The organism is Niallia sp. M35 (assembly GCF_050971705.1).
Lineage (GTDB): Bacteria > Bacillota > Bacilli > Bacillales > Cytobacillaceae > Niallia > Niallia circulans_A.
The window spans coordinates 208,492-230,125 of the sequence record NZ_JBPCEP010000010.1 but is presented as its reverse complement, the minus strand read 5'-3'; the positions used below and the strand labels follow the sequence as shown (position 1 = coordinate 230,125).

General features: G+C 37.8%; 21 protein-coding genes and 2 riboswitches. Of the genes, 3 read left to right on the top strand and 18 right to left on the bottom strand.

What is annotated here, in order from left to right:
- Window positions 1-60: 60 nt before the first annotated feature.
- From NiCM35_RS15845 to NiCM35_RS15760, 18 genes are all read right to left on the bottom strand, one after another.
- Window positions 61-1,422 (bottom strand): UDP-N-acetylmuramoyl-tripeptide--D-alanyl-D-alanine ligase, encoded by a 1,362-nt coding sequence (locus NiCM35_RS15845; protein ID WP_275068562.1) that lies wholly within the window; start codon window positions 1,420-1,422, stop codon window positions 61-63.
- Window positions 1,423-1,538: 116 nt separating this feature from the next.
- Entirely contained in the window at window positions 1,539-2,612 is a 1,074-nt protein-coding gene (locus tag NiCM35_RS15840) for a D-alanine--D-alanine ligase (protein WP_095331027.1), read from the bottom strand.
- 236 nt (window positions 2,613-2,848) lie between these two features.
- On the bottom strand, window positions 2,849-3,562 hold the full coding sequence (locus NiCM35_RS15835) for an ATP-binding protein (protein ID WP_095331029.1): 714 nt from the start codon (window positions 3,560-3,562) through the stop codon (window positions 2,849-2,851).
- Window positions 3,559-4,044 (bottom strand): ECF transporter S component, encoded by a 486-nt coding sequence (locus tag NiCM35_RS15830; protein WP_433780051.1) that lies wholly within the window; start codon window positions 4,042-4,044, stop codon window positions 3,559-3,561. The genes NiCM35_RS15835 and NiCM35_RS15830 overlap by 4 nt, the downstream gene beginning before the upstream one ends.
- Entirely contained in the window at window positions 4,025-4,624 is a 600-nt protein-coding gene (locus NiCM35_RS15825) for a cob(I)yrinic acid a,c-diamide adenosyltransferase (RefSeq protein ID WP_095331033.1), read from the bottom strand. The genes NiCM35_RS15830 and NiCM35_RS15825 overlap by 20 nt, the downstream gene beginning before the upstream one ends.
- A gap of 75 nt (window positions 4,625-4,699) precedes the next feature.
- Window positions 4,700-5,137 carry a bifunctional adenosylcobinamide kinase/adenosylcobinamide-phosphate guanylyltransferase gene (locus tag NiCM35_RS15820; RefSeq protein ID WP_095331035.1) on the bottom strand — a complete coding sequence of 146 codons (438 nt, stop codon included), beginning with the start codon at window positions 5,135-5,137 and terminating at the stop codon, window positions 4,700-4,702.
- Window positions 5,086-5,712 (bottom strand): histidine phosphatase family protein, encoded by a 627-nt coding sequence (locus tag NiCM35_RS15815; protein WP_095331037.1) that lies wholly within the window; start codon window positions 5,710-5,712, stop codon window positions 5,086-5,088. Before NiCM35_RS15815 ends, NiCM35_RS15820 begins: the two co-directional genes overlap by 52 nt.
- Complete coding sequence (gene cobS / locus NiCM35_RS15810) at window positions 5,670-6,464, bottom strand: adenosylcobinamide-GDP ribazoletransferase (protein WP_095331039.1); 795 nt, start codon at window positions 6,462-6,464, stop codon at window positions 5,670-5,672. The genes NiCM35_RS15815 and cobS overlap by 43 nt, the downstream gene beginning before the upstream one ends.
- Window positions 6,464-7,966 (bottom strand): cobyric acid synthase, encoded by a 1,503-nt coding sequence (locus tag NiCM35_RS15805; protein ID WP_095331041.1) that lies wholly within the window; start codon window positions 7,964-7,966, stop codon window positions 6,464-6,466. The genes cobS and NiCM35_RS15805 overlap by 1 nt, the downstream gene beginning before the upstream one ends.
- Window positions 7,963-8,520: a bifunctional adenosylcobinamide kinase/adenosylcobinamide-phosphate guanylyltransferase gene (locus NiCM35_RS15800; protein ID WP_123258786.1), complete on the bottom strand. Its 558-nt coding sequence runs from the start codon at window positions 8,518-8,520 to the stop codon at window positions 7,963-7,965. Before NiCM35_RS15800 ends, NiCM35_RS15805 begins: the two co-directional genes overlap by 4 nt.
- Window positions 8,490-9,581 carry a pyridoxal phosphate-dependent aminotransferase gene (locus NiCM35_RS15795; protein WP_433780049.1) on the bottom strand — a complete coding sequence of 364 codons (1,092 nt, stop codon included), beginning with the start codon at window positions 9,579-9,581 and terminating at the stop codon, window positions 8,490-8,492. The genes NiCM35_RS15800 and NiCM35_RS15795 overlap by 31 nt, the downstream gene beginning before the upstream one ends.
- Window positions 9,556-10,518 carry an adenosylcobinamide-phosphate synthase CbiB gene (cbiB, locus tag NiCM35_RS15790; protein WP_123260064.1) on the bottom strand — a complete coding sequence of 321 codons (963 nt, stop codon included), beginning with the start codon at window positions 10,516-10,518 and terminating at the stop codon, window positions 9,556-9,558. The genes NiCM35_RS15795 and cbiB overlap by 26 nt, the downstream gene beginning before the upstream one ends.
- Window positions 10,515-11,981 carry a heme ABC transporter ATP-binding protein gene (locus NiCM35_RS15785; protein ID WP_171509242.1) on the bottom strand — a complete coding sequence of 489 codons (1,467 nt, stop codon included), beginning with the start codon at window positions 11,979-11,981 and terminating at the stop codon, window positions 10,515-10,517. Before NiCM35_RS15785 ends, cbiB begins: the two co-directional genes overlap by 4 nt.
- A complete protein-coding gene (locus NiCM35_RS15780) occupies window positions 11,981-13,018 on the bottom strand; it encodes a FecCD family ABC transporter permease (protein WP_286167704.1) in 1,038 nt (345 codons plus the stop codon). The genes NiCM35_RS15785 and NiCM35_RS15780 overlap by 1 nt, the downstream gene beginning before the upstream one ends.
- Entirely contained in the window at window positions 13,005-13,967 is a 963-nt protein-coding gene (locus NiCM35_RS15775; protein WP_433780047.1) for an ABC transporter substrate-binding protein, read from the bottom strand. Before NiCM35_RS15775 ends, NiCM35_RS15780 begins: the two co-directional genes overlap by 14 nt.
- A 123-nt stretch (window positions 13,968-14,090) precedes the next feature.
- A riboswitch (cobalamin riboswitch) is annotated at window positions 14,091-14,290 on the bottom strand.
- Between the two features lie 81 nt (window positions 14,291-14,371).
- Window positions 14,372-15,103, bottom strand: a complete 732-nt coding sequence (gene sfsA, locus NiCM35_RS15770; RefSeq protein WP_433780045.1) for a DNA/RNA nuclease SfsA — start codon at window positions 15,101-15,103, stop codon at window positions 14,372-14,374.
- 12 nt (window positions 15,104-15,115) lie between these two features.
- The gene (locus NiCM35_RS15765) at window positions 15,116-15,892 is read right to left on the bottom strand and encodes a hypothetical protein (RefSeq protein ID WP_095331056.1); all 777 of its coding nucleotides are present in this window, start codon (window positions 15,890-15,892) and stop codon (window positions 15,116-15,118) included.
- Window positions 15,893-16,451: 559 nt separating this feature from the next.
- On the bottom strand, window positions 16,452-17,786 hold the full coding sequence (locus NiCM35_RS15760; RefSeq protein WP_123258781.1) for a 5'-deoxyadenosine deaminase: 1,335 nt from the start codon (window positions 17,784-17,786) through the stop codon (window positions 16,452-16,454).
- A gap of 63 nt (window positions 17,787-17,849) precedes the next feature.
- A riboswitch (purine riboswitch) is annotated at window positions 17,850-17,948 on the bottom strand.
- Window positions 17,949-18,175: 227 nt separating this feature from the next.
- Here NiCM35_RS15760 and mgtE point away from each other — a divergent pair.
- The 3 genes from mgtE (at window position 18,176) to NiCM35_RS15745 (ending at window position 21,577) form a co-directional block, all read left to right on the top strand.
- Window positions 18,176-19,534 carry a magnesium transporter gene (gene mgtE, locus NiCM35_RS15755; RefSeq protein WP_433780042.1) on the top strand — a complete coding sequence of 453 codons (1,359 nt, stop codon included), beginning with the start codon at window positions 18,176-18,178 and terminating at the stop codon, window positions 19,532-19,534.
- A 154-nt stretch (window positions 19,535-19,688) separates the two neighbouring features.
- A complete protein-coding gene (locus NiCM35_RS15750; protein ID WP_163185682.1) occupies window positions 19,689-20,849 on the top strand; it encodes an FtsW/RodA/SpoVE family cell cycle protein in 1,161 nt (386 codons plus the stop codon).
- A gap of 275 nt (window positions 20,850-21,124) precedes the next feature.
- A complete protein-coding gene (locus NiCM35_RS15745; RefSeq protein ID WP_047944207.1) occupies window positions 21,125-21,577 on the top strand; it encodes a Dps family protein in 453 nt (150 codons plus the stop codon).
- Window positions 21,578-21,634 lie beyond the last annotated feature (57 nt).

Below are 21,634 nucleotides of genomic sequence, written 5' to 3'. Positions count from 1 at the left end.
AAAAAGCCGAACCTACAAGGAAAACGTTTTTCGTTTTTCAAATAGGCTGGCCCCCTTCTATTATTGTATTGCCTTAACGATTTCCTCTAGCTTCATTCCTCTAGAAGCTTTGACTAAAATTACTGTTTCTTTATTTAGAAAAGGCAGTAAAGTTTCTATTAATGGCTCTTTTCCTTGGAAAGAAAAAACATGATCTTCAGGAAGAACTGTTTTTGCTCCTTCTGCAATGAAATTACCCAGCTTTCCATATGTTAAAACGTAATCGACTCCTTCTAAATGCTCTCCCATCTCATAATGAAAAGCTTCTTCTTGATCTCCCAACTCTAACATATCGCCAAGAACGGCAATTTTTTGCTTATATCCTGGCAGTTTCTTTAAGACATCAATAGCTGCAAGCATAGAAGTAGGACTGGCATTGTATGCATCATTAATAACTTTCACACCTAACTTCCCTTCGACTAACTCCATGCGCATATTTGTAAGTTTCAGCGATTGAAGACCTTTATTCATCTCTTCATAAGGAATTTCAAAAAACTCTGCCACTAGCATTGCTGCCAACGCATTTAAAATATTGTGATTTCCTAAAACCGGCAATTCAAATGGTTCAGTAGCTTTATTAATATGAAAAACACTGCCATTTTCAAGTGCCTTTATTTCATGGGGATATAAATCATTAGCAGGATCCATACCAAAAGTTTTCATATCCAGCTTCCTATCTTTTACACGGGTTGAAAGAAGGGGTTCATCTCCAAAGTAAACAAATCGTCCTTTCTCCTTCAATCCATTTAAGATTTCTAACTTCGCCTCTGCAATCCCTTCTCTTGATCCTAGATCTTGCATATGAGACTCCCCGATATTCGTAATTACAGCAATATCTGGTTCTGCTAATCGGCTCAAAAAGTCGATTTCCCCACGACTGCTCATGCCCATTTCGAGCACAGCAATATCTGTATCCTCCTCTAAACCAAGTACAGTTAAAGGAAGACCAAGATGATTATTATAATTGCCTTCTGTTTTTTGCACTTTATATTTTAAAGAAAGAAGACTTGTTGTCATATCCTTTGTAGATGTTTTTCCGTTACTTCCTGTTATCCCCACAACTTTAACCTTTAATTGTTGTAGATAGCTTTTAGCAAGCATTTGAATCGCTGTCAGCGAATTGTCCACAAAGATAAGAGGGAGATTCTCTGGCGGATTAGGGACATCCTTTTGCCAAAAAGCCGCAGCAGCACCTTGTTTAATTGCATCTGCAACATATTGATGTCCATCCGTTCTTTCTCCTTTAAAAGGAATGAATAATTGTCCTGCTTCTATTTTTCTCGAATCAATGGTTACCCCGCTAATAAGCACCTCATTATATTGCTCAAAGAAATGAGTACTGCTTGACATTGAAGCAATTTCTGCATATGTACGCTTAATCAAAATAAAACCTCCTTTAAAAATGAGCGGAGACTACTGCCCTTCTCTACTAAAAAACTTTCATTGGATGGAACAAAAGAAGAGGCATTTTTCTCACCTCTCCTTTTATGTTCTTCTTTTTAAATCGTATATTTAATATTTTGCTTTTCAGTGTGTCTTTCCACAGCTAGATCCACTAATTTATTGATCAGTGCATCATATTCTAAACCTGTGTGTTTCCATAATAACGGGAACATACTGAATGGTGTAAATCCAGGCATTGTATTCACTTCGTTAATATAAACTTTTCCTTCTTTTGTCAGGAAGAAATCTGCACGGACTAGGCCAGAACAATCAAGTGCTTTAAATGCTTTAATAGCATCTTCTTTAATCGCTGCATACTCTATTTCTGTCACGTCTGCAGGAATAATTAAAGCTGTATTTCCATCTTCATACTTTGCTTTATAATCATAGAAATCTTTTTTCGGAACAATCTCACCAGCTACAGAAACTTCAGGATGGTCGTTTCCTAGCACACCTACTTCAATTTCTCTTGCTGTTAAGCCCTCTTCTACAATAATCTTGCGGTCAAATTGAAATGCTTCGATGAAGGCTGTTTCTAGTTCTTCTCTTGTTGTACATTTACTAATCCCTACACTTGAACCAAGATTAGCAGGCTTAACAAAACAAGGAAAACCCAATTCTTTTTCTACACGTTCATAGGCTGCATCCTTATCACTTTGCCAGTCACTGCGGATAAAAGAATTGTATTTTACTTGATTTAATCCAGCTACTTCGAAGATGTTTTTCATAATTACTTTATCCATTCCAGCTGAAGAGGCTAGAACTCCATTCCCAACATAAGGAAGGTTAAGGAGTTCTAACAATCCTTGTACTGTTCCATCTTCTCCATTTGGCCCATGAAGCAGTGGAAAAATAACATCTAAGGAAGCTTCGTCATTTGCTTGAAAGAGAGTAGTAGAAAGGGCATTCGAGCCGATTTGTTCCTGTGTGTTAAACGCAAGCTCTTTTACATTTTCAACTGGTCCCATTAATTGAGGACCACGAACCCATTCACCGCTCTCTGATATGTAAATTGGGTGAATATCATATTTATCTGTATCTAATGCTTTAATTACAGCCATTGCTGTTTGCATGCTAACTTTATGTTCAGCTGATTTACCGCCATATAATAATCCCAGTTTCTTTTTCATTATGAGTATACCTCCATTTAATCAATGCACTTGTTTATTCTACCACTAGAACCATACCTTTAAAAATAAAACATGTAAGTCAAATAATAATTTAATCGAAAACACATATTCCTGTAATAGCACCTATTAATCCTTTTCCATTTTAACTCTTAATACGATATGAAAAAAGGGCAAAATGGAAGCTTATTTATTTAAATTTCTCCTAAAGAAAGAAAAAGCTACTTTGTACTTTTCTCTTATCTCGAAGAAACTTGCACTTCCAGAAAAAAACCACTCGTTAGTCTTTTTATTTCTGCCTCTACTTCCTTTTCATATTCAACAATAAAGCATGTAGCTGGACCGGCGGATTTTAATAGATCCACAGAGCATTGGACTTCTTCCTCTTGAACCAAATCTCCCTTTAACTGCCCCAATTCATAAAGAATCCCCTTTGATCCAACAGGCTGGATTCGACATTTATCCACTTTTGTCAATCGGGAAAATACTGCTAAGGGAACCACTTTTTCTTGTTGTAGAATCACTTCTTCTCCAACAAGAGGACTGCCTATTATAGCCATTTTTCCATTTATAATAGTGGTATCTTTTAAATCTGCTGGTCTTTTTCCAAGAACTGTGAGTCCTATTGCTGATTGACGGAAGGAAAAATTACTTTCTGTGCTTCCCGTTATTCCAATTTCCCTCTCTAATTCAAGTTCCTCTATTCCCTTATATATGCCTGCCAAAAGAATATCCCAAGCATCGTCTCCACAAAAATTCTGCAGGATTACCGAGAACGGCACTCCTCCCGCTGCCATACATTCCATAACCGCTACACGAAAGGAAAAATAGGAAACAATATCATAAGGGACGGAAACTTGATCATCTTCTTTCTGCCCAATTCCTCCACTATTATCTGCACTAATAACGAGCTCTTCTTTCTGATTCCACGATACGACTTGTACATCTCTCACTGCTTAACCACTCTCCACTCTTTAAGAAAAGCTGTAAGCCTTGGCATTAACAACTGGGCAATAATGCCGTTCAATACAGCTCCTATCAGCAGTACTGGAACCATCGAAATGTAAAAGCCCTTTCCCATTAGATATAAAAAAGGAAGTGGAAGTATTACACCATTTCCTAACACAAAGAACAATATGGAGATTATGCTATTTCCAGTTTGATAGATTTTTGAAAAAGTAAAAACAAGCAGAAACATTTCTACTGCGATAAACAGATGGAGCATGCCTAGTGGCAGCCCGCCTAAATATGCAGAAACAAGGTGACCGAGGGCTGCAACTATCCCTCCAGCTAGCCCGCCTAAAAGTGCTCCAGTAATAAGACTTGGAAGACTATCAAGGGCAACACTTCCAATAAAACTTGGTATTTTTATAAAAGCCCCAATAACTGATATAGCAATAAAAATAGCAAGGACATTAATTTTCTTCGCGTTCATTTCGCTCACCCTTTTTACTTGTCCGAAATACTTTTGCGCTTCGAATATACTCGATATCTGCCACATTGCTTCGGAAATTTATTACCCTCGCCAGTGCAAAAAAGTAATCGGAAAGTCTATTTAAGTATTTTAAGGGCAATTCTGGAATGTCCTCCGTTGTCCTCACCAATGTCACGACTAAGCGTTCCGCTCTTCTTGTCACCGTTCGTGCAATATGAACAATAGCTGCCGCTTCTGTTCCTCCAGGCAAAATAAAGCGCTCCAAATCGGGTGTCTCCTCCATAAACTTATCAATTCTTTCCTCTAAATAAGTGATAGCAGATTCTGTTAACTTTAGTTGTCTTCGCGTCGAAATACTGGCTAAATCCCCTCCACAATCAAATAACTCATGCTGGATTTTCTCTAAATCTTCCTTAATATCAGCAAATTGTTCCCCTGTTAATTGCGTAACAATTAGCCCGACAACAGAATTCAACTCATCGACCGTTCCATAGGCTTCTACTCGAATATCATCCTTTGATACTCTCCCTCCTATAATACTCGTTTCCCCGGTATCACCTGTTTTTGTATAGATACGCATTTTCTACCCCTCTTTCTGTTTTGTCCTTATTTTTTTGCCTAGGCATTTTGCTGCTTCCTATCATTCGATCGCTCACTACTTTAATCGCTCATTTAACCCATACCAAATAACATCTACTCTGTCTGCAGCGGCTGCTATTCGCTGAAAAATCAGCCCTGTGGCATCACGCCACAAGCGATCTCTTCTATCAATCGGAACAATGCCTTTTGTAATATCACTGCCAATTATAAACACGCAGCGATTATTCTCTTCTCTTTCCCATTGAAGCAAAGCTTCCACTAGTTTTTCCATATAATCGATTGTTTGCTCCAATGTTTCTTCCTGCAGACGATTTTTGATCATCCACTCCAGTCCTTCTATTCTATAGAAAGAACCCTTCTCATTATTTGCCATGCTTATTTCCTTTTCATCAAATAGACGGAGAACCTTTCCTTCTGTAAATCCCTGCTCTCTTGCAAATGTTACTGTCCAGCTTTTTTTTCCGTGAAAGCTACCTCCTGTAATAAAGTGCATCTTTCCTTCCTCCTAAAGCTTTCTTTGTTAGACCAAATTAACTCGATTCCTTCACCAGGGGAAATCGCACAATCCCAAAAATCCCTTTTTGTTACACCATATTTACTAAGCAAGTATCGAATGACACCGCCATGTGTAACTACTGCCATTCTATTATTTCGAGTACTCTGTTTAATTAAGTGATTCCAGCCCCTATCCACTCGCTCTACCAACTCTGCAAAAGATTCCCCATTTGTTGGAGCATTAGTAAATGGAGCGTTTAACCATTTGCAATACTCAGGTAACTCTTTTAATTGTTCGTATGTTTTTCCTTCCCAATCCCCAAAATTTATTTCCCGAAAACCAGAAACACTGTACAGAATCTGTTCAGGAAACCAATATGCTGCTGTCTCTTTCGTCCGCAATAAATCACTTGTACTTATCCAGTCATATTTAGACACTGGCCTTCCTTTTTCATAAAGCATATTTCTCCCCTTTTCACTTAACGGAGCATCCGTCCAGCCAATATATGCCTTTCGTTCATTTGCAGCCGTTAGCCCATGACGAAATAATGCAATAACCATAGTGTCGCCCATAGTGCTATTTCCGTCCCTTCTACACTTGCACCTAATAAGTCACCTGTTAATCCACCAAAAGCCTGTTTCATAAATCGGCTAAATAATAGGTAGCAGCCGATGCTTACGGAAAGAAACAAAAAGAATAAAGGCAGCCATTTGGGAAACAGTAACAAGAAAACTAACAAAGCAGCTGCAATATATCCACTATAAAAAAACAGGCGCTGCCCTTGGACAGACTTTTTAAAGTATGCTCCAAGTCCGTCCCTTTTTGCCTCTGGAACAAATAGTAGGCTCCAGCCCATTACTGCTTTAGAAAAGAATGGCAGAAGCATCACAAAAAGATAGGTAAAGTCTTGCATATGTGTCACAATTTCATAGATAAAAAGAAACTTCGTACTCAATAAAAGAATGACAGACAAAACACCAAAGGCACCGACATGAGGATCTTTCATAATTTCTAATCTTTTTTTTGCATCTTGATAAGAAAAATAAGCATCACTTGCATCCATCCAGCCATCTAAATGAAGTCCACCGGTTAATAAAATCGTACTGATCCAGACAATAAAAGCAATGGCGAGAGCTGTAAATGGAGTATATTCATTTAGCAAAAAGAAAATCCCCATATAAATAAAGCCTTGGAAAAGACCTAGCAAAGGGAATGTTTTTATACTTTTCTGCAAAAACTCCCCTTCCATCGGCAGCTCCTTCCTCACTGGAATCGCCGTAAAGAACTGAATATTTACTAGAAAACCAATACACCATTTTTTCATTAGTTATCACCAGCTTGAAGGATATCCAATAGTTTATCCCAATCAAGATGTCTCTTCATCTCATCAGCAAGCGCATCAAAACGTTTATCCTTTTGCTCTCGCATAATCAGTGTTTTTCTTTCTGCCATGCCCTTTTGCAGTCGTATCTGATTTAACCATGTATTACGAAACATATCATTGTAGAAAAGATGATGCATATAGGTTCCTATCAATTTTCCGTCTTCACGATAATACCCCTCATCCCTATTATTAAGGAATAGAAATGGACATCTTTCGGCAGAATCCTCATACTCTGTTTTGCCTAAATGAATCTCATACCCTTCTATTCTTTCTGAAGATAACTTTGTAAAGGGATGATAACTACCTTCCACGCGAATCGTCGCTTTTTTCTGTTCAAAGATTGTCCTTGCAGGGATAAGCCCTAGGCCTTCTATTTCTTCGCCTGCGATTCCAGTATCAGCTCCATATGGATCCATCAAGACAGAACATAACATTTGATAGCCTCCACATAAGCCTATTATTCTGCCGCCTTCTTTATAATAGCGCTTAAGCTGGGCATCTAATCCATTCCTTTTCATTTCTCTTAAATCCTCTATCGTACTCTTGGTACCTGGAATAATGACTGCATCTGGGTTCCCTAAATCTTCCCCTTTATCAATCAGACGGATAGTAACATCTTCCTCTAGGAAAAATGGTTCTATATCCGTAAAGTTAGACATATAACGATTGTTTACTACTGCTAAATCAAGCACTTCTTTTGAAGTTGCTATTCTTTTCTCCCGTATAGATAAGGAGTCCTCCCCTTCAATCATATGGTTATGAATAAAAGGAAGGACTCCGAGAACAGGGATGCCTGTCTTTTCCTTCAGCCATTGCACACCATCTTCAAAAAGAGTGACATCACCGCGAAACTTATTAATAACAATCCCCTTTACCCTGCTCCGTTCCTCTTCTGAAAATAAGGAGAGAGTACCAACAATGCTCGCAAACACACCACCGCGATCAATATCAGCAACAAGAATAACCGGGATATCAGCCATTTCTGCGACCTTCATATTTACAAGCTCTCTATCTTTTAAATTGATTTCTACTGGGCTTCCCGCCCCTTCCATGATTACCATCTCATAGTTCCTTTGCAGATAGTGAAGGCTTTTTTGGATAACACGAATTCCTTCTTCATAAAATCGTTCACGATACCCTCTGCCTGAAAGAGTAGTACTCGCTTCTCCTAGCAGAACAACCTCTGATTGCAAGTCAGATCTTGGCTTTAAGAGAATTGGATTCATCCAAACCGTCGCCTCTATCTTTGCTGCTTCTGCCTGAATCCCTTGTGCTCTACCAATCTCTTTTCCGTCTACGGTGACATAAGAATTATTCGACATATTTTGTGATTTAAATGGTGCTACTTTTATGCCCTCATTTGCTAACATTCTGCATAGAGCAGTAACAATCAGACTTTTCCCAACATCGGATGAAGTTCCCTGTATCATCACACCCTTCATTCTTGTCCTCCCTTCTTTCGTTGTGCGATTCCGTTCTCTACTAAATATGCCTCATATGCATGCTGCACGAGAAAATAATGCAGCCGATTTAAAATCCTGCAATATTTCTGTACAGCTGGATCGAGAGACGGTTCATATGTAACCTCATTACTAACAAGGATAAGATAGCGACAACTTTGGCTTAGCTCTATTAGATCCTTTTTCAGTTTTCCCTCTATCCCTTCCTGTTGTTTATCTTGGAAAAAAAGTTCATTATTGACCAAAACGGTTAAACAATCGAGCAAAATGACATCCTTTTTTGTAAAGACAGCCGCTAATTCCCCAATATCAACTGGCTTTTCATAGGTATTCCATTTCACCTTTTGTGCCTCTCTGTTTTGTTGGTGTCTGATAATTCTCTCTTCCATTTCAGCATCCGTAATGACAGCAGTAGCGATATAATGCAATGTTGCTCTTTCTTCTTGCGCATATCTAATGGCCAATCCCTCAGCAAACGAAGATTTGCCACTTCTCACGCCACCTGTTACAAAGATGAGGGATGATTTTGTTTCCATTTAGTTAACACTCCTCGCAATTGCTGATTCTGTTCTTTGCTTTTAACCGCAAATCGCAGCCATCTTCCTTCTAGACTCGGGTAATTATATGTATGTCTTGCAATGATGCCATTGTTTAGCAGAAAAGTAAGGAATTCCTTTTGATCCGTTAACCTTGGATCTTTTAACAAGTAATAATTAGCAGCAGAGTTGGAGTACACAAAATGTTTATTCTTAAAGAAGGAAAATAGCTTTTTTTTCTCTCCTTCTATATAGCTTTGCGTATTATTTAGAAACTCCTCCTGCTCTATTAATAATTCGCCAGCCTTTAAAGCAATTCCATTTATACTCCATTGTGATTGCAAGTGCTGCAGTTGTGTAATTAGTTCTTCTGATGCGAATACGTAGCCTAGCCGTATTCCTGGTATACTGTACATTTTGGTTAAAGAACGTAAAATAATGAGATTTGGGTAATTTTTCAAGAGCGGAAGCATATCCTCATATCCAACTACAAAATCATAGAAAGCTTCATCTAGAATGACGGAACAATCGTTTTGCATACAAATATCCAATAACTCTTCTACTAAGTTCTTCGGATAAAATATCCCTGTTGGATTATTAGGATTACATAAAAATACAGCATCGACTTGACGAATATCCTTTTCCAATTTAGCGAGAGACAGCTCCCAGCCTGTTTCTTCGGATAAATAATGATGATAGATGTCGCAATTATTAATTCGGCACACTTCTTCATATTCAGAAAAAGCCGGCTGAAGAAGTAATACCTTTTTCCCCGCCAGAATTCTCCCTAATAAGGAAATGATTTCCGCAGCTCCATTTCCAATCAAAAGCTGCTTGGAAGGAATTCCATACTGGTTTGAAATTTTCTCTTTTAGGCGACTTGCAAAAGGATCTGGATAAAGCTGAACGGTCTGAAAGAGGTCAAACCATTTCCTTAATAAAACCGGCGGAGGTCCTAATGGATTAATATTTGCGCTAAAATCAATCGCACCCACAGGCATTTCTAAATTTGTCTTTTCATATATATACTGGGGATTAGCTCCATGCATTGGCCAGTTCAAATCCAATTCCTCCTATAAATAAAAAAAGATAAAAGCAAACAACTGCTTTATTAGCAATTTTAGTGGACTCGATAATATGTTTCGTTCCTAATGGCTGGAGTGCTGTTCCCATTCTAGCCCGATCTGATTTCTGTCCTCGATAATAATTAATCCCACCGAGCTGTATACCCAGGAGAATAGCAGTCACTGCTTCCCCCCAGCCGCTGTTTGGAGACGGATGTTTCTTCGCATCTTGAAATAACAGCTTCCAGGCTTCCTTTTTCGGATGGAAAGGACTACGACTAACCAAAAGCAAAAGCATTGCTGTTATTCGACTCGGCAAGTAGTTAACAATATCATCACATTTTGCTGCATAATACCCGAATTCTCTATATTTATCATTCTTATAACCAACCATACTGTCACATGTATTAATGGCCCTATATACAAGACTGAAAGGAGCACCACCAATAAATGCCCAAAACAGTGGAGCTGTAATGCCATCACTAGTGTTTTCTGCCACAGTCTCTACCGTTGCCCGGACAATTTCTTTTTCCTCTAACTGCCCTGTATCTCTTCCCACAATATAAGAAAGCTTTCTTCTTGCCAGCACTAGATCATTAGCCTGCAATGGTTCATAGACCTCTATCGCAGCATCCTTCAGACTCTTTTGGGCAATGGTTGTGGCGATAAGTAGAGCTTCTATTATTACGCCGATCCACCAATGAAGCTGATAGCTAATATAAACAAGGAAACAGCTAAGCAAAAAGGTAAGCACTAAAACACTCATGAGCATCCATAATCCTTTTAACTGCCGATTGCTCCCCTTATTTAATCTTTGATCTAAATAGGAAATCAACTTTCCCATCCCTTTCACAGGATGTGGCCAGCCTGGAGGATCCCCAATCAACTTATCTAAAATAATCGCAATGGTAATGCTGATTAAATGGCCGATCATTTAGCTGCCAGCCTCCTATCCCTTTTATCTAATGACGTTGTTAAACAGTGATAGACCCCTTCTGCTATACACTTTCCAAGCGCCGTAATCGTACCGGCAAATTCAAGATATGTTCCTACTTGAGTGGCAGCGACCGATATACTATCTGTTGATGTACCTGTTGCAATAGTTCCTGTTTCCATATCCTTTGTTTTCCGATCACGCAAGACGGCTGCTTTTGCTTCGGTAGCAGTAATGGCACTTTGCAAAAAGGCTTGCTCTGATAATTTCCCGTTAACAAAAATCCAAATATTAATCGTCCCTGGATTTAAAGAGGATGAATGCTCGTTCGTCTTAGCTGCATCGACAGCATTTCCTACTCCACCTGTTACCACAATCATGACAGAGAAATCCGCTCGCTCCAATAACTGATAGGTTGCATCTTCTGTATGAACAGCTGTCATCATTCCGACTGTCTCTTGTGGGCTAAAGCCATTTTGAAGCAAATAATTGTCCATGTCTTTCTGGTAATCCTCGCAGCAGTATGTCTTATCTACATGGCGGTTTACAAAGTTTTTATACCAGCCCATCCCGGCACCCGTTACGCCAGATGAAAGCGTGTATAATGGGAAAGGAGCCTTCATTTCTACTCTTTCTGAAGTAATAGTAATTGCCGTTGTATCTATTTGAACTTTCTTTCTCTTTAGCTCTCTTGGCACAAGCGCTATTTGAGAAGCTGGTCTGCTTGGATGAAAAGTACTTTTCACATTTGTCTTATAGATTCTTTTCACTCTTTTTTCTTGCAATACATCAGAAGGAGGGGCATCTACTTCTACTTTTCCATCATGTAATAAAAGGAGTCGATCGCAATATAATCCTGCCAAGTTTAAATCATGAAAAATACAAACAATTGTCAGGCCTTTTTCCCTGCTCCATTCTCTTAAGCTATCCAATAACTCCTTCTGGTAGGATAGATCCAAATGGTTAGTAGGTTCATCTAACAGAAGGATTTCTGGCTCTTGTGCCAGGGCCTGAGCCAAATAAACGCGCTGCTTTTCCCCGCCAGACAATGCATGAATAGACTTGTCTTGATAAACAAAGACCCCCGTTTGTTTCATTACTCGGGTGATCACTTCTTCATCTTTAGAAGTCCAGGATTGAAACAGCCCCGATTGATGTGCATACCTCCCGAGCGATACAATTTCTCGAACAGTATAGGAAAATGATTCATTCACATGCTGAGAAAGCACGGCGACTACCTTTGCTAATTCCTTCGTTTTATACTGGTCAATGGATGTGCCCTTTATCTCCACCTGTCCCACTCGCGGTTTTAAAATACCGCTGATAATTTTCATTAAAGTCGTTTTCCCACTGCCATTTGGCCCAAGGATACCTATCATTTCCCCTTTATTCACAGAAAAAGAAATATCCTCCAAAATTTGTTTTGTTTCATATTGAAAAAAGAGATTTCGTACATTCAGCATTATTTTAAACTCCTCTTCCTTCTTCTCAGTAATAATCCTGCAAACACTGGAGCACCTACTATAGCTGTTATGACCCCTATCGGCAGTTCTGTCGGAGAAATAATCGTCCTAGCCAATAAGTCAGCCAAAATCATAAAACCACTGCCAGCAAAAAGAGAGACTCCCATTAAATGTCTGTGATCAGGACCTACGATAATCCGGACAAAGTGTGGAATCACAAGACCCACAAATCCGATCGTACCAGATACAGCAACAGCCGCACCTGTTAACATGGAGCCAGCCAGCAAAATAACCATTTTTCTTCTCTGTACATGGATCCCTAAATGCTGGGCTCTTTCTTCGCCAAATGCTAAAGCATTTAATTCCTTTCCTTGCGAAAGAAGAAGACCGGAACCAACTACAAAGAAAGGCAGGATAATTTTAATGTATTCCCACCCTCTCATAGAGACACTGCCAAGTAACCAGCCTATAATTTGGCGTAGTTCGTTCCCTGTTAATGCAATCATAAGAGAAATAAATGCACTTAGAAAAGAACCAATAATGATACCCGTTAAAATAATTGTCTCAACCCGCATGGCGGGATCCATTTTTTTTGCAAAAAAAACGACAAATAATATCGTCAGAAAGGAGAATAATACACTCATAAATGGCAAAGTCAATCCGCCAAGAAACGGAATGGTAAAGTGGAAAAATAACGTAATAACGGCTCCAACCGATGCTCCAGATGAAACCCCAAGTGTATATGGGTCTGCCAATGGATTTCTTAATAATCCCTGAAATGCAGCTCCCGCTATGGAAAGACTGGCACCGACCAGTCCTGCCAAAAGCACTCTAGGGAGGCGAATATTTTGAACTATATTAACATGCATGGGATCGACATTCGTTAATATGCTTTCTGGTCCAATGTAGCTTGCTAATATTTTCACTACAGATAAAATAGGGACAGAGATCGTTCCAATGGCTATTCCCATCACAATCGCAAATAGGAGAAAAAAAGCGGCATAAACATAAGCCGCTTTTCTTTTATTTAAAAACATCCGGATACACCGCTTTGGCAACTGCCTCTACTCCTTCAACTAGGCGAGGACCAGAACGAGTTACCATGTCAGAATCTACATCTATTATTTGCTTTTCTTTCACTGCATTTATCTTTTCCCAGCCTTTTCTCGAGCTAATTTGCTCGAGTGGACTTTTTTCTGAGTAGGCACCATAAGTAGTAATAATAACATCCGGATTAGCTCCAATTACTGCCTCTTGATCCACTTGAATCCAACCTTCCTCAGAAATGATGTTATTTGCACGAATAGTGTCTAGCATCTCTTGCATAAATGTCTTTTTACCAGTTGTAAATAAATTTGGTTCCGCGTTTACTTCTATGTAAACTGCCTTTTTATCACTATCGGAAATGGCTACTGCTTTCTCCTTGATAGCACCTAACTTTTCTTTCATATCAGCTACAAGCTTATTTGCCTCTTTCTCTGTTCCAGTAGCTTGTCCAATCATGACCATGCTTTTATAAACATCTTCAAAAGAAGTGGCATCATTCACAACAACAACATCAATGCCTGCATCCCTGATTTGCTGCAAGCCTTCCGTAGAATTATGGGCGCTCGATGCATGTGCTAACACTACATCTGGATTTAGAGAGATTATCTTCTCCACATTAAAATCCATCCCGCCTACCTTCTCTTTTTCCGTCGCTTCTTTTGGATAGTTATCAAAGTCACTAACTCCAACTAACTCCTTTCCCAGCCCAAGCGCAAATACGATTTCCGTATTGCTAGGCATTAAGGAAACTATCTTTTCTGGTTTTTCTTCGATTACTACTTCTTGATCCAATCCATCCTTAATGGTGACAGGAAAGCTAGTCTCTTCTGTAGTAGCTTTTTCTTTATTATGCTTATTTTCCGTCTTCGTTTCTCCACATCCAGCAAGCACTCCAACAACGAGCAGCATCGCTAACAGTATGGAATACAACTTTTTCATCTATGTTCACCTTCCTAAATAATATAGAAAAATAAAAAACATCTCTATCATTGTCTATAGAGATGTTGGGATATCTTCAAAATTATTTTCAAAGTGCTCCACACCTCCCTATCCTCGTAGGTTATTGGTGTATAGAAAATGGCAGGTCTCCTGACTCATGATTTTCGCACATGGAGCCTTCCCATACATCCGTACAGTGGCACTTTTCCATGCTGCAATCATTTACAGTGGCGGGACCGTGTTAGATTCTCACTAACTTCCCTTTTAAGAGACTTCTTGTAAAAAGGGCTTAAGGATTCCTCTTCAACCTTCTCACTAAAAGTCTCACCATCATCTATCTATTTTATTTTTCCGTCTTTTCTGATTATACATTTAACAGATGTGTAAATAAATATATTCCTTTACTAAAGTTTAAAAAAAGGATCGACCGGAACCGCATGGCCCAATGCAATTCCCTGCTCTGATAATATGCAAGTGTAGCTTAATAATTGCACCCCAGCATGTGCAGCTTCTTCCAAGCTTTTTGCGAAAACTGGATCAATTGCAGCTGCTCCTGTCACTATTTCCACGTCTTCTCTTTGCACAACAAATAAAATAGCTGTTTTTATTATTCCTTCACTTGCAATAGCAGTTAATTCTTGCACATGCTTAGAACCCCTTTTAGTAACAGCGTCTGAAAACATGCCAATTCCATCGCTCGCTAAGGTGACACTCTTTACTTCGAGAAGTAGCTGATTGTTTTTCCTATCTTCTAATAAGAAATCCCATCGTGAGCTGCCATACGTATATTCAGACTTAACCCAATGATAAGCAGAAAGCTCCTCTATCATGGCTTTCTTTAACATTAATTCGACTAACTTATTAGGATAGGTAGTATTAATTGACACAAGCAATCCATTTGCTTCCACATACACAGCCGTCCACTTTGTCTTCCGATTAGGATTCATGCTCGGCAGAACATAAATCACAGCCCCTTCAACTAAAAGTTCGATCAGCCGCCCTGGATCTGCCAAATGGACCTTTTCTATTTCTTCTGTTTCCTGATCATAACAATGTAAAATAAACCGATTTGGGCGCTCCACAAACGTCATTTTCTTTAATGCTGCCGGAAAGCTTACCATTATATTTCCACTCATATTTGTCACCAATTAAACGATAGCTAATTGCCATTCTCTTAATTTTTTATCAAAAATAAGTAAAGCATCACTTTTTTGCTTAGCATTCTTCTCATATTCTTCATACATATCGTCCATATTATCAAAATCCCCTAAAACCCAAATTGGAATCTCCAGCTTCAATCGTGTTTGATAGGCTTTTTCAATAGATAAAACCATGCCCTCACTCATATAACGTTTTAACTCTGTTACAATTTCTTTCGGAAGAGGTGGATAAAGCCTTTTCTTTTTAATTCCTAACAGCGCTTTCTCTAATTTAAGTTCTGTCACTTTATTTGCAATAACCTCACAAAATAATTGATAAAAAGACTCCATGTTTTTATAATAAATTTTATTAAACCAGCCATCATCATGAGCTAAATAGGCATATTGGTTGTTCAATTGTTGAAAAAATGGCTTTTTTAAAGGCTCCAGTTTATGTCCTAAATACAAGAGTTCCGCTATCGTTTGCCCTTCTAAAATATCTAATGTTTCCGTCTCATCAAAATCGACCCATACAAAGTCCCCATATCCATAAACATCTTCCATCGATAACGGTGCTAATTTATTGTTTGGAACATATTCGAACTGGGTATGTATATGAAATTCTCCATCTTCAAACTGATGCTTTAACAACAAAATAGAGGCAAGAGTATCAGCAAGGATTCTGTAAAACTCTCTAAACTCTATACCATAAGAAAGCACAAAACGTTCTTTCTCATTTAGATGGATATAAACCACATCTCGAATATCATTATTACCTTTTTTCATCAAGTAAACCTCCAAACATTATTAGCTTGTAAACTTAAAGAGCTTCAGCTTACATTCTTGTTATCGAAATTGTCTTTACTCCATTTTATCGAAATCATGATAAGAAATATTCCCTTATTTTTTATATTATATTTAAAATCCTTGATCTGCTTTTACATACTTTCCATCATACATCTAGTTGTACTTATTGTAACCATTTTAGTTTAACAAAAATAAGGAAAAATAGCTTACATAATCTAAAATTTAGAAAAAAAAGGAAGCGTATACTTGGAATGTGAGAGCGTCTAGGAGAAAGCTAACTTGAATATTCGTTAATATTTGCGGATTGTTGGCATCCATCAGAATTATTTTAGTTAATTTTGTGCTGTTCAAAGGGGGCAGTAATAGTCGTTTTTAGCTAAATAATTGATTTTATCGGCTAATTTGCTTGGTTTCAGCCAGACTTTCAATTTTTCATCCAATCTTGACCACTTACCTTCCCCAAAAAAAATACACCGTACTAGGAAATGGAATAACGCAATTTTCCAAAATCCTAGTAACGGTTGCAATCAAATCCAGCTCAATTTATGGTTGTTTTGCTTAACAATCTTTTTATACTTTTATCCGCTTCTTTTAGCACAATACTTTTATCTATTGTTTTCATGATTTTATTTTCCATTACTATTCTACCGTCTATAATGGTTGTTTCTACATCTGCTCGTGTGGCGGAATAGACAATTCTTGAGATAGGATCCACATCATAGGACGGAAAGGTATGAAAATTTTGCAGGTTTAAAATCGCTAAATCTGCTCGCTTGCCAATTTCCAGACTGCCAATTTCTTTTTCGAGTCCGACTGCTTTTGCTCCACCTAAAGTTGCCATGCGGAACACTGTTCTCGCATCCATCGCTGTTGGTCCATGTATTGGCTTTTGAATAAGTGCAGCCAACCTCATTTCATTAAACATATCCAAGTTATTATTACACGGAGCCCCATCTGCCCCTAAACTGACGGAAACATGATTGCAAGTAAGATGATGTGTGTCAGCTATCCCTGATGCTAGCTTTAAATTAGAGCCGGGACAATGACTAACATGGACACCCTTCTCTTGAATAATCCGCTTTTCTTCTTCATCCAGCCAAATACAATGCGCCAATATCAAGCGGTCATTTGCTAAACCGAGATGATCTAAGTACACCACATTCCTCATACCTGTTTCTTTTTGCACGATTTGAATTTCCCCCTTATTTTCTGAGGCATGGGTGTGCACTTTTACACCATATTTATCTGAAAGAATCTTCACCTCTTTCAATAGCTCTTCCGTACAAGAAACCACAAATCTTGGCGAAAAGGCATATTGAATTCTTCCATTATCAAAGCCATCCCATTTTTCTAATAAATCTACACTCTGTTGAATAGACTCCGCTGTTAATTCCTGCAATGCTAAGGGGACTTCATCCCCTTTATCCATCATTACCTTTCCAGAAACAGCCCGGATTCCGCTTTCTGCAAGTGCGTGAAAAGCATGTTCCGTATGATGAACGGTTTCCATATCAACAATCGTTGTTGTCCCGCTTTCCAGTAGCTCTCCAATACCAAGCATGGCGGAATAATAAATAGATTCCTCGTCATGAGCAGCCTCAAGTGGCCAGATTCTTTGTTTAAGCCAATCCATTAGCTCAAGATCATCCCCTTTTCCGCGAAAAAGTGTCTGGCATAAGTGAATATGAGTCTGAACAAACCCAGGAATTACCGTTCTATTTGTCGCATCAATCATTTTATCTACGTGATTTTTTTTAAGATTCTCCCCTATTTCCTTAATGATATTCCCTTCTATATAAATATCTCCGGTTATAATTTCTTCTGCTTGATTCATTGTTACTATCTGTGCATTTTTGATTAACATATTTCCCATTTAAACTCCCCCATGCTTGTTTAAATTTCCGCATAAACACAAAAAAACTACGAAAAATATGCTAGTTCAAAGCATATTTTTCGTAGCAAGAAATTTACGGTTTCCAGTAGAGACCCTTAACCCAATTATTAAGGATATACGAAAAAAAGGCGCAATAGCAGCAGTTGCCTGCAGTCATGCATGTTATACCCTTATTTTAATCGAGAGGCAATTCTTTTCAAGTTAATTGTCAGAAAACTTAACAATGTTTTTTCAAGGGATCTGTTTTTTCTCAAAATCTCCTTTTTTACAAAGATTTATCCATTTCATTCTTTCACTTAATTACATATAATAAAACAGGGTATATGTCGAATAATAGCCTATAAACATCGGAAGGGAGAGTGAGAAGTATGATACACAAAATGACAGAAAATCAGATCACACTTCACATCATTCAGACACTAAAAGATAATAAAAAATCTGAACTTGAATCCATCGTTGATGAGCTACAACCATATGATATAGCTCAAATTTATGAGAGTCTCCCCGATAAGCACAGGGCTCGTTTTTTGCTTTTCTTAAAAGTCGACTTATTAGCCCATCTCTTGGAGGAATTGGATAAAGAGGAACAGCTGGAAGTTCTAAATACATTAGGAATGGACAAAACAGGGAAGGTTCTAGATTTAATGGACAATGATGACCTAGCTTCCCTTTTAAATGAACTAGCACCAGAAAGAATTAAAGAACTCCTTTCTGGAATGAAAAAAGAAGAATCCATTATTGTCCAAAACTTAATGAACTACCCAGATGAAACCGCTGGACGTCTTATGACCAATCGTTTTGTTTGGATTCGTGATTACTACACTACGCGTGAAGCTGTCGATAAACTAAAATCGTTTGCAGATTTCGCGGAAACTTTAAGCTATTTATACGTCATTGATCAGAATAGAAAATTAGTTGGTGTTGTTTCCTATCGTGATCTTTTGATTGCTGAACCCCAGGACAAAATTCGTGACATTATGTATGAACGGGTTATTAGTGTCACAGTGGATCAGGACCAAGAAGAAGTAGCCCAAACCATCCAAAAATATGATTTCTTAGCCATTCCCGTTGTCAATGAAGAAAACATCTTAATGGGAATTGTTACAGTTGATGATATGATTGATGTCGTTTTTCAAGAAGCAAATGAAGATATCGAAAAGCTTTCTGCTTCAGGTAAATCAATAGACTTTGATACAAAAGCATCTGTTGCAGCTTACAGAAGACTTCCTTGGTTAATCTTGCTGCTTTTTATCGGGGTTGTATCTGGCAGTATTATCAGCAATTATGAGGATGTTCTTACAAAGGTTGTAGCATTATCTTTTTTCATGCCGATGATTTCTGGAATGACTGGGAACACGGGAACACAATCATTAGCCGTTGTCGTTCGTGGACTTATTTCTAATACAATTAATAAAGCAGTTGTAACAAAACTGATTTTCAGGGAATTATTAGTTGGTTTGATCATTGGGATAACCTGCGGTGTTATTATTACGATTATTGCCTATGTCTGGCAAAGCGATCTCATGCTTGGCTTAGTTGTTGGTCTTTCTTTAATTTGCACACTTATCATCGGAACACTATCTGGTACTATTATTCCAATCATTCTTTATAAGTTAAATATTGACCCAGCAGTAGCCTCTGGACCTTTGATTACAACTCTTAATGATATATTTTCGTTATTTATTTACTTCGGAATCGCACAAATTTTCCTTGCCCATTTAATGTGAAAAAAAAGACTGTCTGTCAAAAGGCAGTCTTTTTAAATCCTGTCTATTTTTTCCACCTATCTTTTTTTTTCGATTATGAAAAATAAGGAAACAATTCTGTTTCCATTTCCGTCTATATAAATAGGTAAGAAATTTGAACTAGGGGTTTGCAGAAATGAGAACAAGAAATGTTTTTTCTGAAAGATTTGATTGGACATTATGTCTTTTGCTTATGTTATTTTGTCTAGTTAGCAGTATTGCTATATACAGCGCGAACGCTGCTTACTTACAATCACAAATTATGTGGTATGTTATTGGCGCGGTTGTAATTGCCATTATTATGTATTTTGATAATGAACAGATTCAACAAATGACTTGGATTTTGTATGGAATAGGGGCCGTTTTATTAATCGGTCTTCTAGTTGCTCCAGAAACGGCATTTACTCCACGCAGAGGCGGAGCGCAAAGTTGGTATGTCATTCCCCATATTGGCAGTATTCAACCGTCTGAATATATGAAGGTCTTTTATATTTTAGCGATTGCTAAAGTTATAAATAATCATAATGTCAAAACCATTCATAAATCTCTGCGAACAGATTTTATTTTGATGGGTAAACTGGCGATTGTAGCTGGTGTTCCAATAGCATTAGTCATTTTGCAGGATTTTGGGACTACACTCGTGTTAATGGCTATTTTAATTGGAATGATGCTAGTCTCAGGAATTTCATGGAAACTGCTCATTCCTTTATATGGTGCTGCTGCTGCATTTGGTTCCATTGTTTTATACTTAGCTATCTTCGGAAGAGAACTATTAGAAAAATATCTAGGAGTAGATCCCTATCAATTCGCTCGTGTTAATTCCTGGCTCGACCCTCATAATGCTGGCGATGATGGCTTACAGTTAGTCAAATCACTGATGGCGATAGGCTCTGGGCTTATTGGTGGTAAGGGCTTAGGAAAAGAGGAAGTGTATATTCCCGAAAGACATACAGACTTTATTTTTACGATTATTGGGGAGGAGTATGGATTTATTGGCGGCAGTATTGTCATTATTCTTTATTTTCTTTTAATATTTCACCTAGTTCGAACTGCATTGCAAACAGCCAATCCCTACAGTATTTATATCAGCGTCGGCGTTATTAGTATGATTACATTCCACGTTTTTGAGAATATCGGAATGACTATACAATTATTGCCGATAACAGGGATTCCCCTTCCATTTATAAGTTATGGGGGCAGCTCTCTAATGTGCAATTTGATGGCAATGGGACTCATATTTAGTATTCGTTATCACCATAAATCTTATATGTTTTCTTCTAAATCCCTCTCTTTCTAATTGTAAAGATCAACTAGACTCCGCACCTCGCTGAGTCTTTTTTTATTTTTGTCCATTTGATGAAATCTTTCTCCCTTTTGTTTTCTTTCCTCTGTAATTAGGGTATATATTTAATAGAACAACAAAAACTATAAAGAAATTTTAGCAACAATAAGATGACTATGTTTTCTCTAATTGTAATAAAAACTAAATTAAAATAATTACAAATAAGTATTGATTTTAATTTAGAATTTGTTATAATTAATATATAATCAGTCGAAGGGAGTTTGTTAAACATGGGATTACAAACAAAAGTAGAATTACAAAAAGAACTAAACGTACAAATTGCTAACTGGAGCGTATTATACACAAAACTACATCAACATCATTGGTATGTAAAAGGACCATTTTTCTTCACACTTCATGAAAAATTTGAAGAGTTATATGACGAAGCTGGTGAAGCAGTAGATGAACTTGCAGAGCGCTTGCTTGCTATTGGCGGTAAACCTGTTTCTACATTAAAAGAATTTATCGAAACTTCCACTTTACAAGAAAGTACGGAAAAACGATCTGCAAATGATATGGTGAAATCTTTAGTAGAGGATTATAGCCATATTAATACACAATTAAAAGCACTAGCAGCACATGCAGATGAATTAGAAGATGTGATTACTAATGATTTAGCTATTGATTTAATTGGCAAAATTGAAAAACATTTATGGATGTTAACTGCATATCTTTCTGAATAATATTGGAAAAAATCTACCACTTTTTCGTCTTCCTTGCGAAAAAGTGGTTTTTTAATT

Coding starts and splice junctions, on each gene's coding strand:
- NiCM35_RS15840 (WP_095331027.1), bottom strand. CDS start 2,612: ATGAAAAAGAAACTGGGATTATTATATGGCGGTAAATCAGCTGAACAT.
- NiCM35_RS15830 (WP_433780051.1), bottom strand. CDS start 4,044: ATGAACGCGAAGAAAATTAATGTCCTTGCTATTTTTATTGCTATATCA.
- NiCM35_RS15800 (WP_123258786.1), bottom strand. CDS start 8,520: ATGGAAACAAAATCATCCCTCATCTTTGTAACAGGTGGCGTGAGAAGT.
- NiCM35_RS15765 (WP_095331056.1), bottom strand. CDS start 15,892: ATGAAAAAAGGTAATAATGATATTCGAGATGTGGTTTATATCCATCTA.
- mgtE (WP_433780042.1), top strand. CDS start 18,176: ATGATACACAAAATGACAGAAAATCAGATCACACTTCACATCATTCAG.
- NiCM35_RS15760 (WP_123258781.1), bottom strand. CDS start 17,786: ATGGGAAATATGTTAATCAAAAATGCACAGATAGTAACAATGAATCAA.
- sfsA (WP_433780045.1), bottom strand. CDS start 15,103: ATGAGTGGAAATATAATGGTAAGCTTTCCGGCAGCATTAAAGAAAATG.
- NiCM35_RS15750 (WP_163185682.1), top strand. CDS start 19,689: ATGAGAACAAGAAATGTTTTTTCTGAAAGATTTGATTGGACATTATGT.
- NiCM35_RS15780 (WP_286167704.1), bottom strand. CDS start 13,018: ATGTTTTTAAATAAAAGAAAAGCGGCTTATGTTTATGCCGCTTTTTTT.
- NiCM35_RS15820 (WP_095331035.1), bottom strand. CDS start 5,137: ATGCACTTTATTACAGGAGGTAGCTTTCACGGAAAAAAAAGCTGGACA.
- NiCM35_RS15815 (WP_095331037.1), bottom strand. CDS start 5,712: ATGGGCGACACTATGGTTATTGCATTATTTCGTCATGGGCTAACGGCT.
- cobS (WP_095331039.1), bottom strand. CDS start 6,464: ATGAAAAAATGGTGTATTGGTTTTCTAGTAAATATTCAGTTCTTTACG.
- NiCM35_RS15785 (WP_171509242.1), bottom strand. CDS start 11,981: ATGCTGAATGTACGAAATCTCTTTTTTCAATATGAAACAAAACAAATT.
- cbiB (WP_123260064.1), bottom strand. CDS start 10,518: ATGATCGGCCATTTAATCAGCATTACCATTGCGATTATTTTAGATAAG.
- NiCM35_RS15805 (WP_095331041.1), bottom strand. CDS start 7,966: ATGAAGGGTGTGATGATACAGGGAACTTCATCCGATGTTGGGAAAAGT.
- NiCM35_RS15745 (WP_047944207.1), top strand. CDS start 21,125: ATGGGATTACAAACAAAAGTAGAATTACAAAAAGAACTAAACGTACAA.
- NiCM35_RS15825 (WP_095331033.1), bottom strand. CDS start 4,624: ATGCGTATCTATACAAAAACAGGTGATACCGGGGAAACGAGTATTATA.
- NiCM35_RS15775 (WP_433780047.1), bottom strand. CDS start 13,967: ATGAAAAAGTTGTATTCCATACTGTTAGCGATGCTGCTCGTTGTTGGA.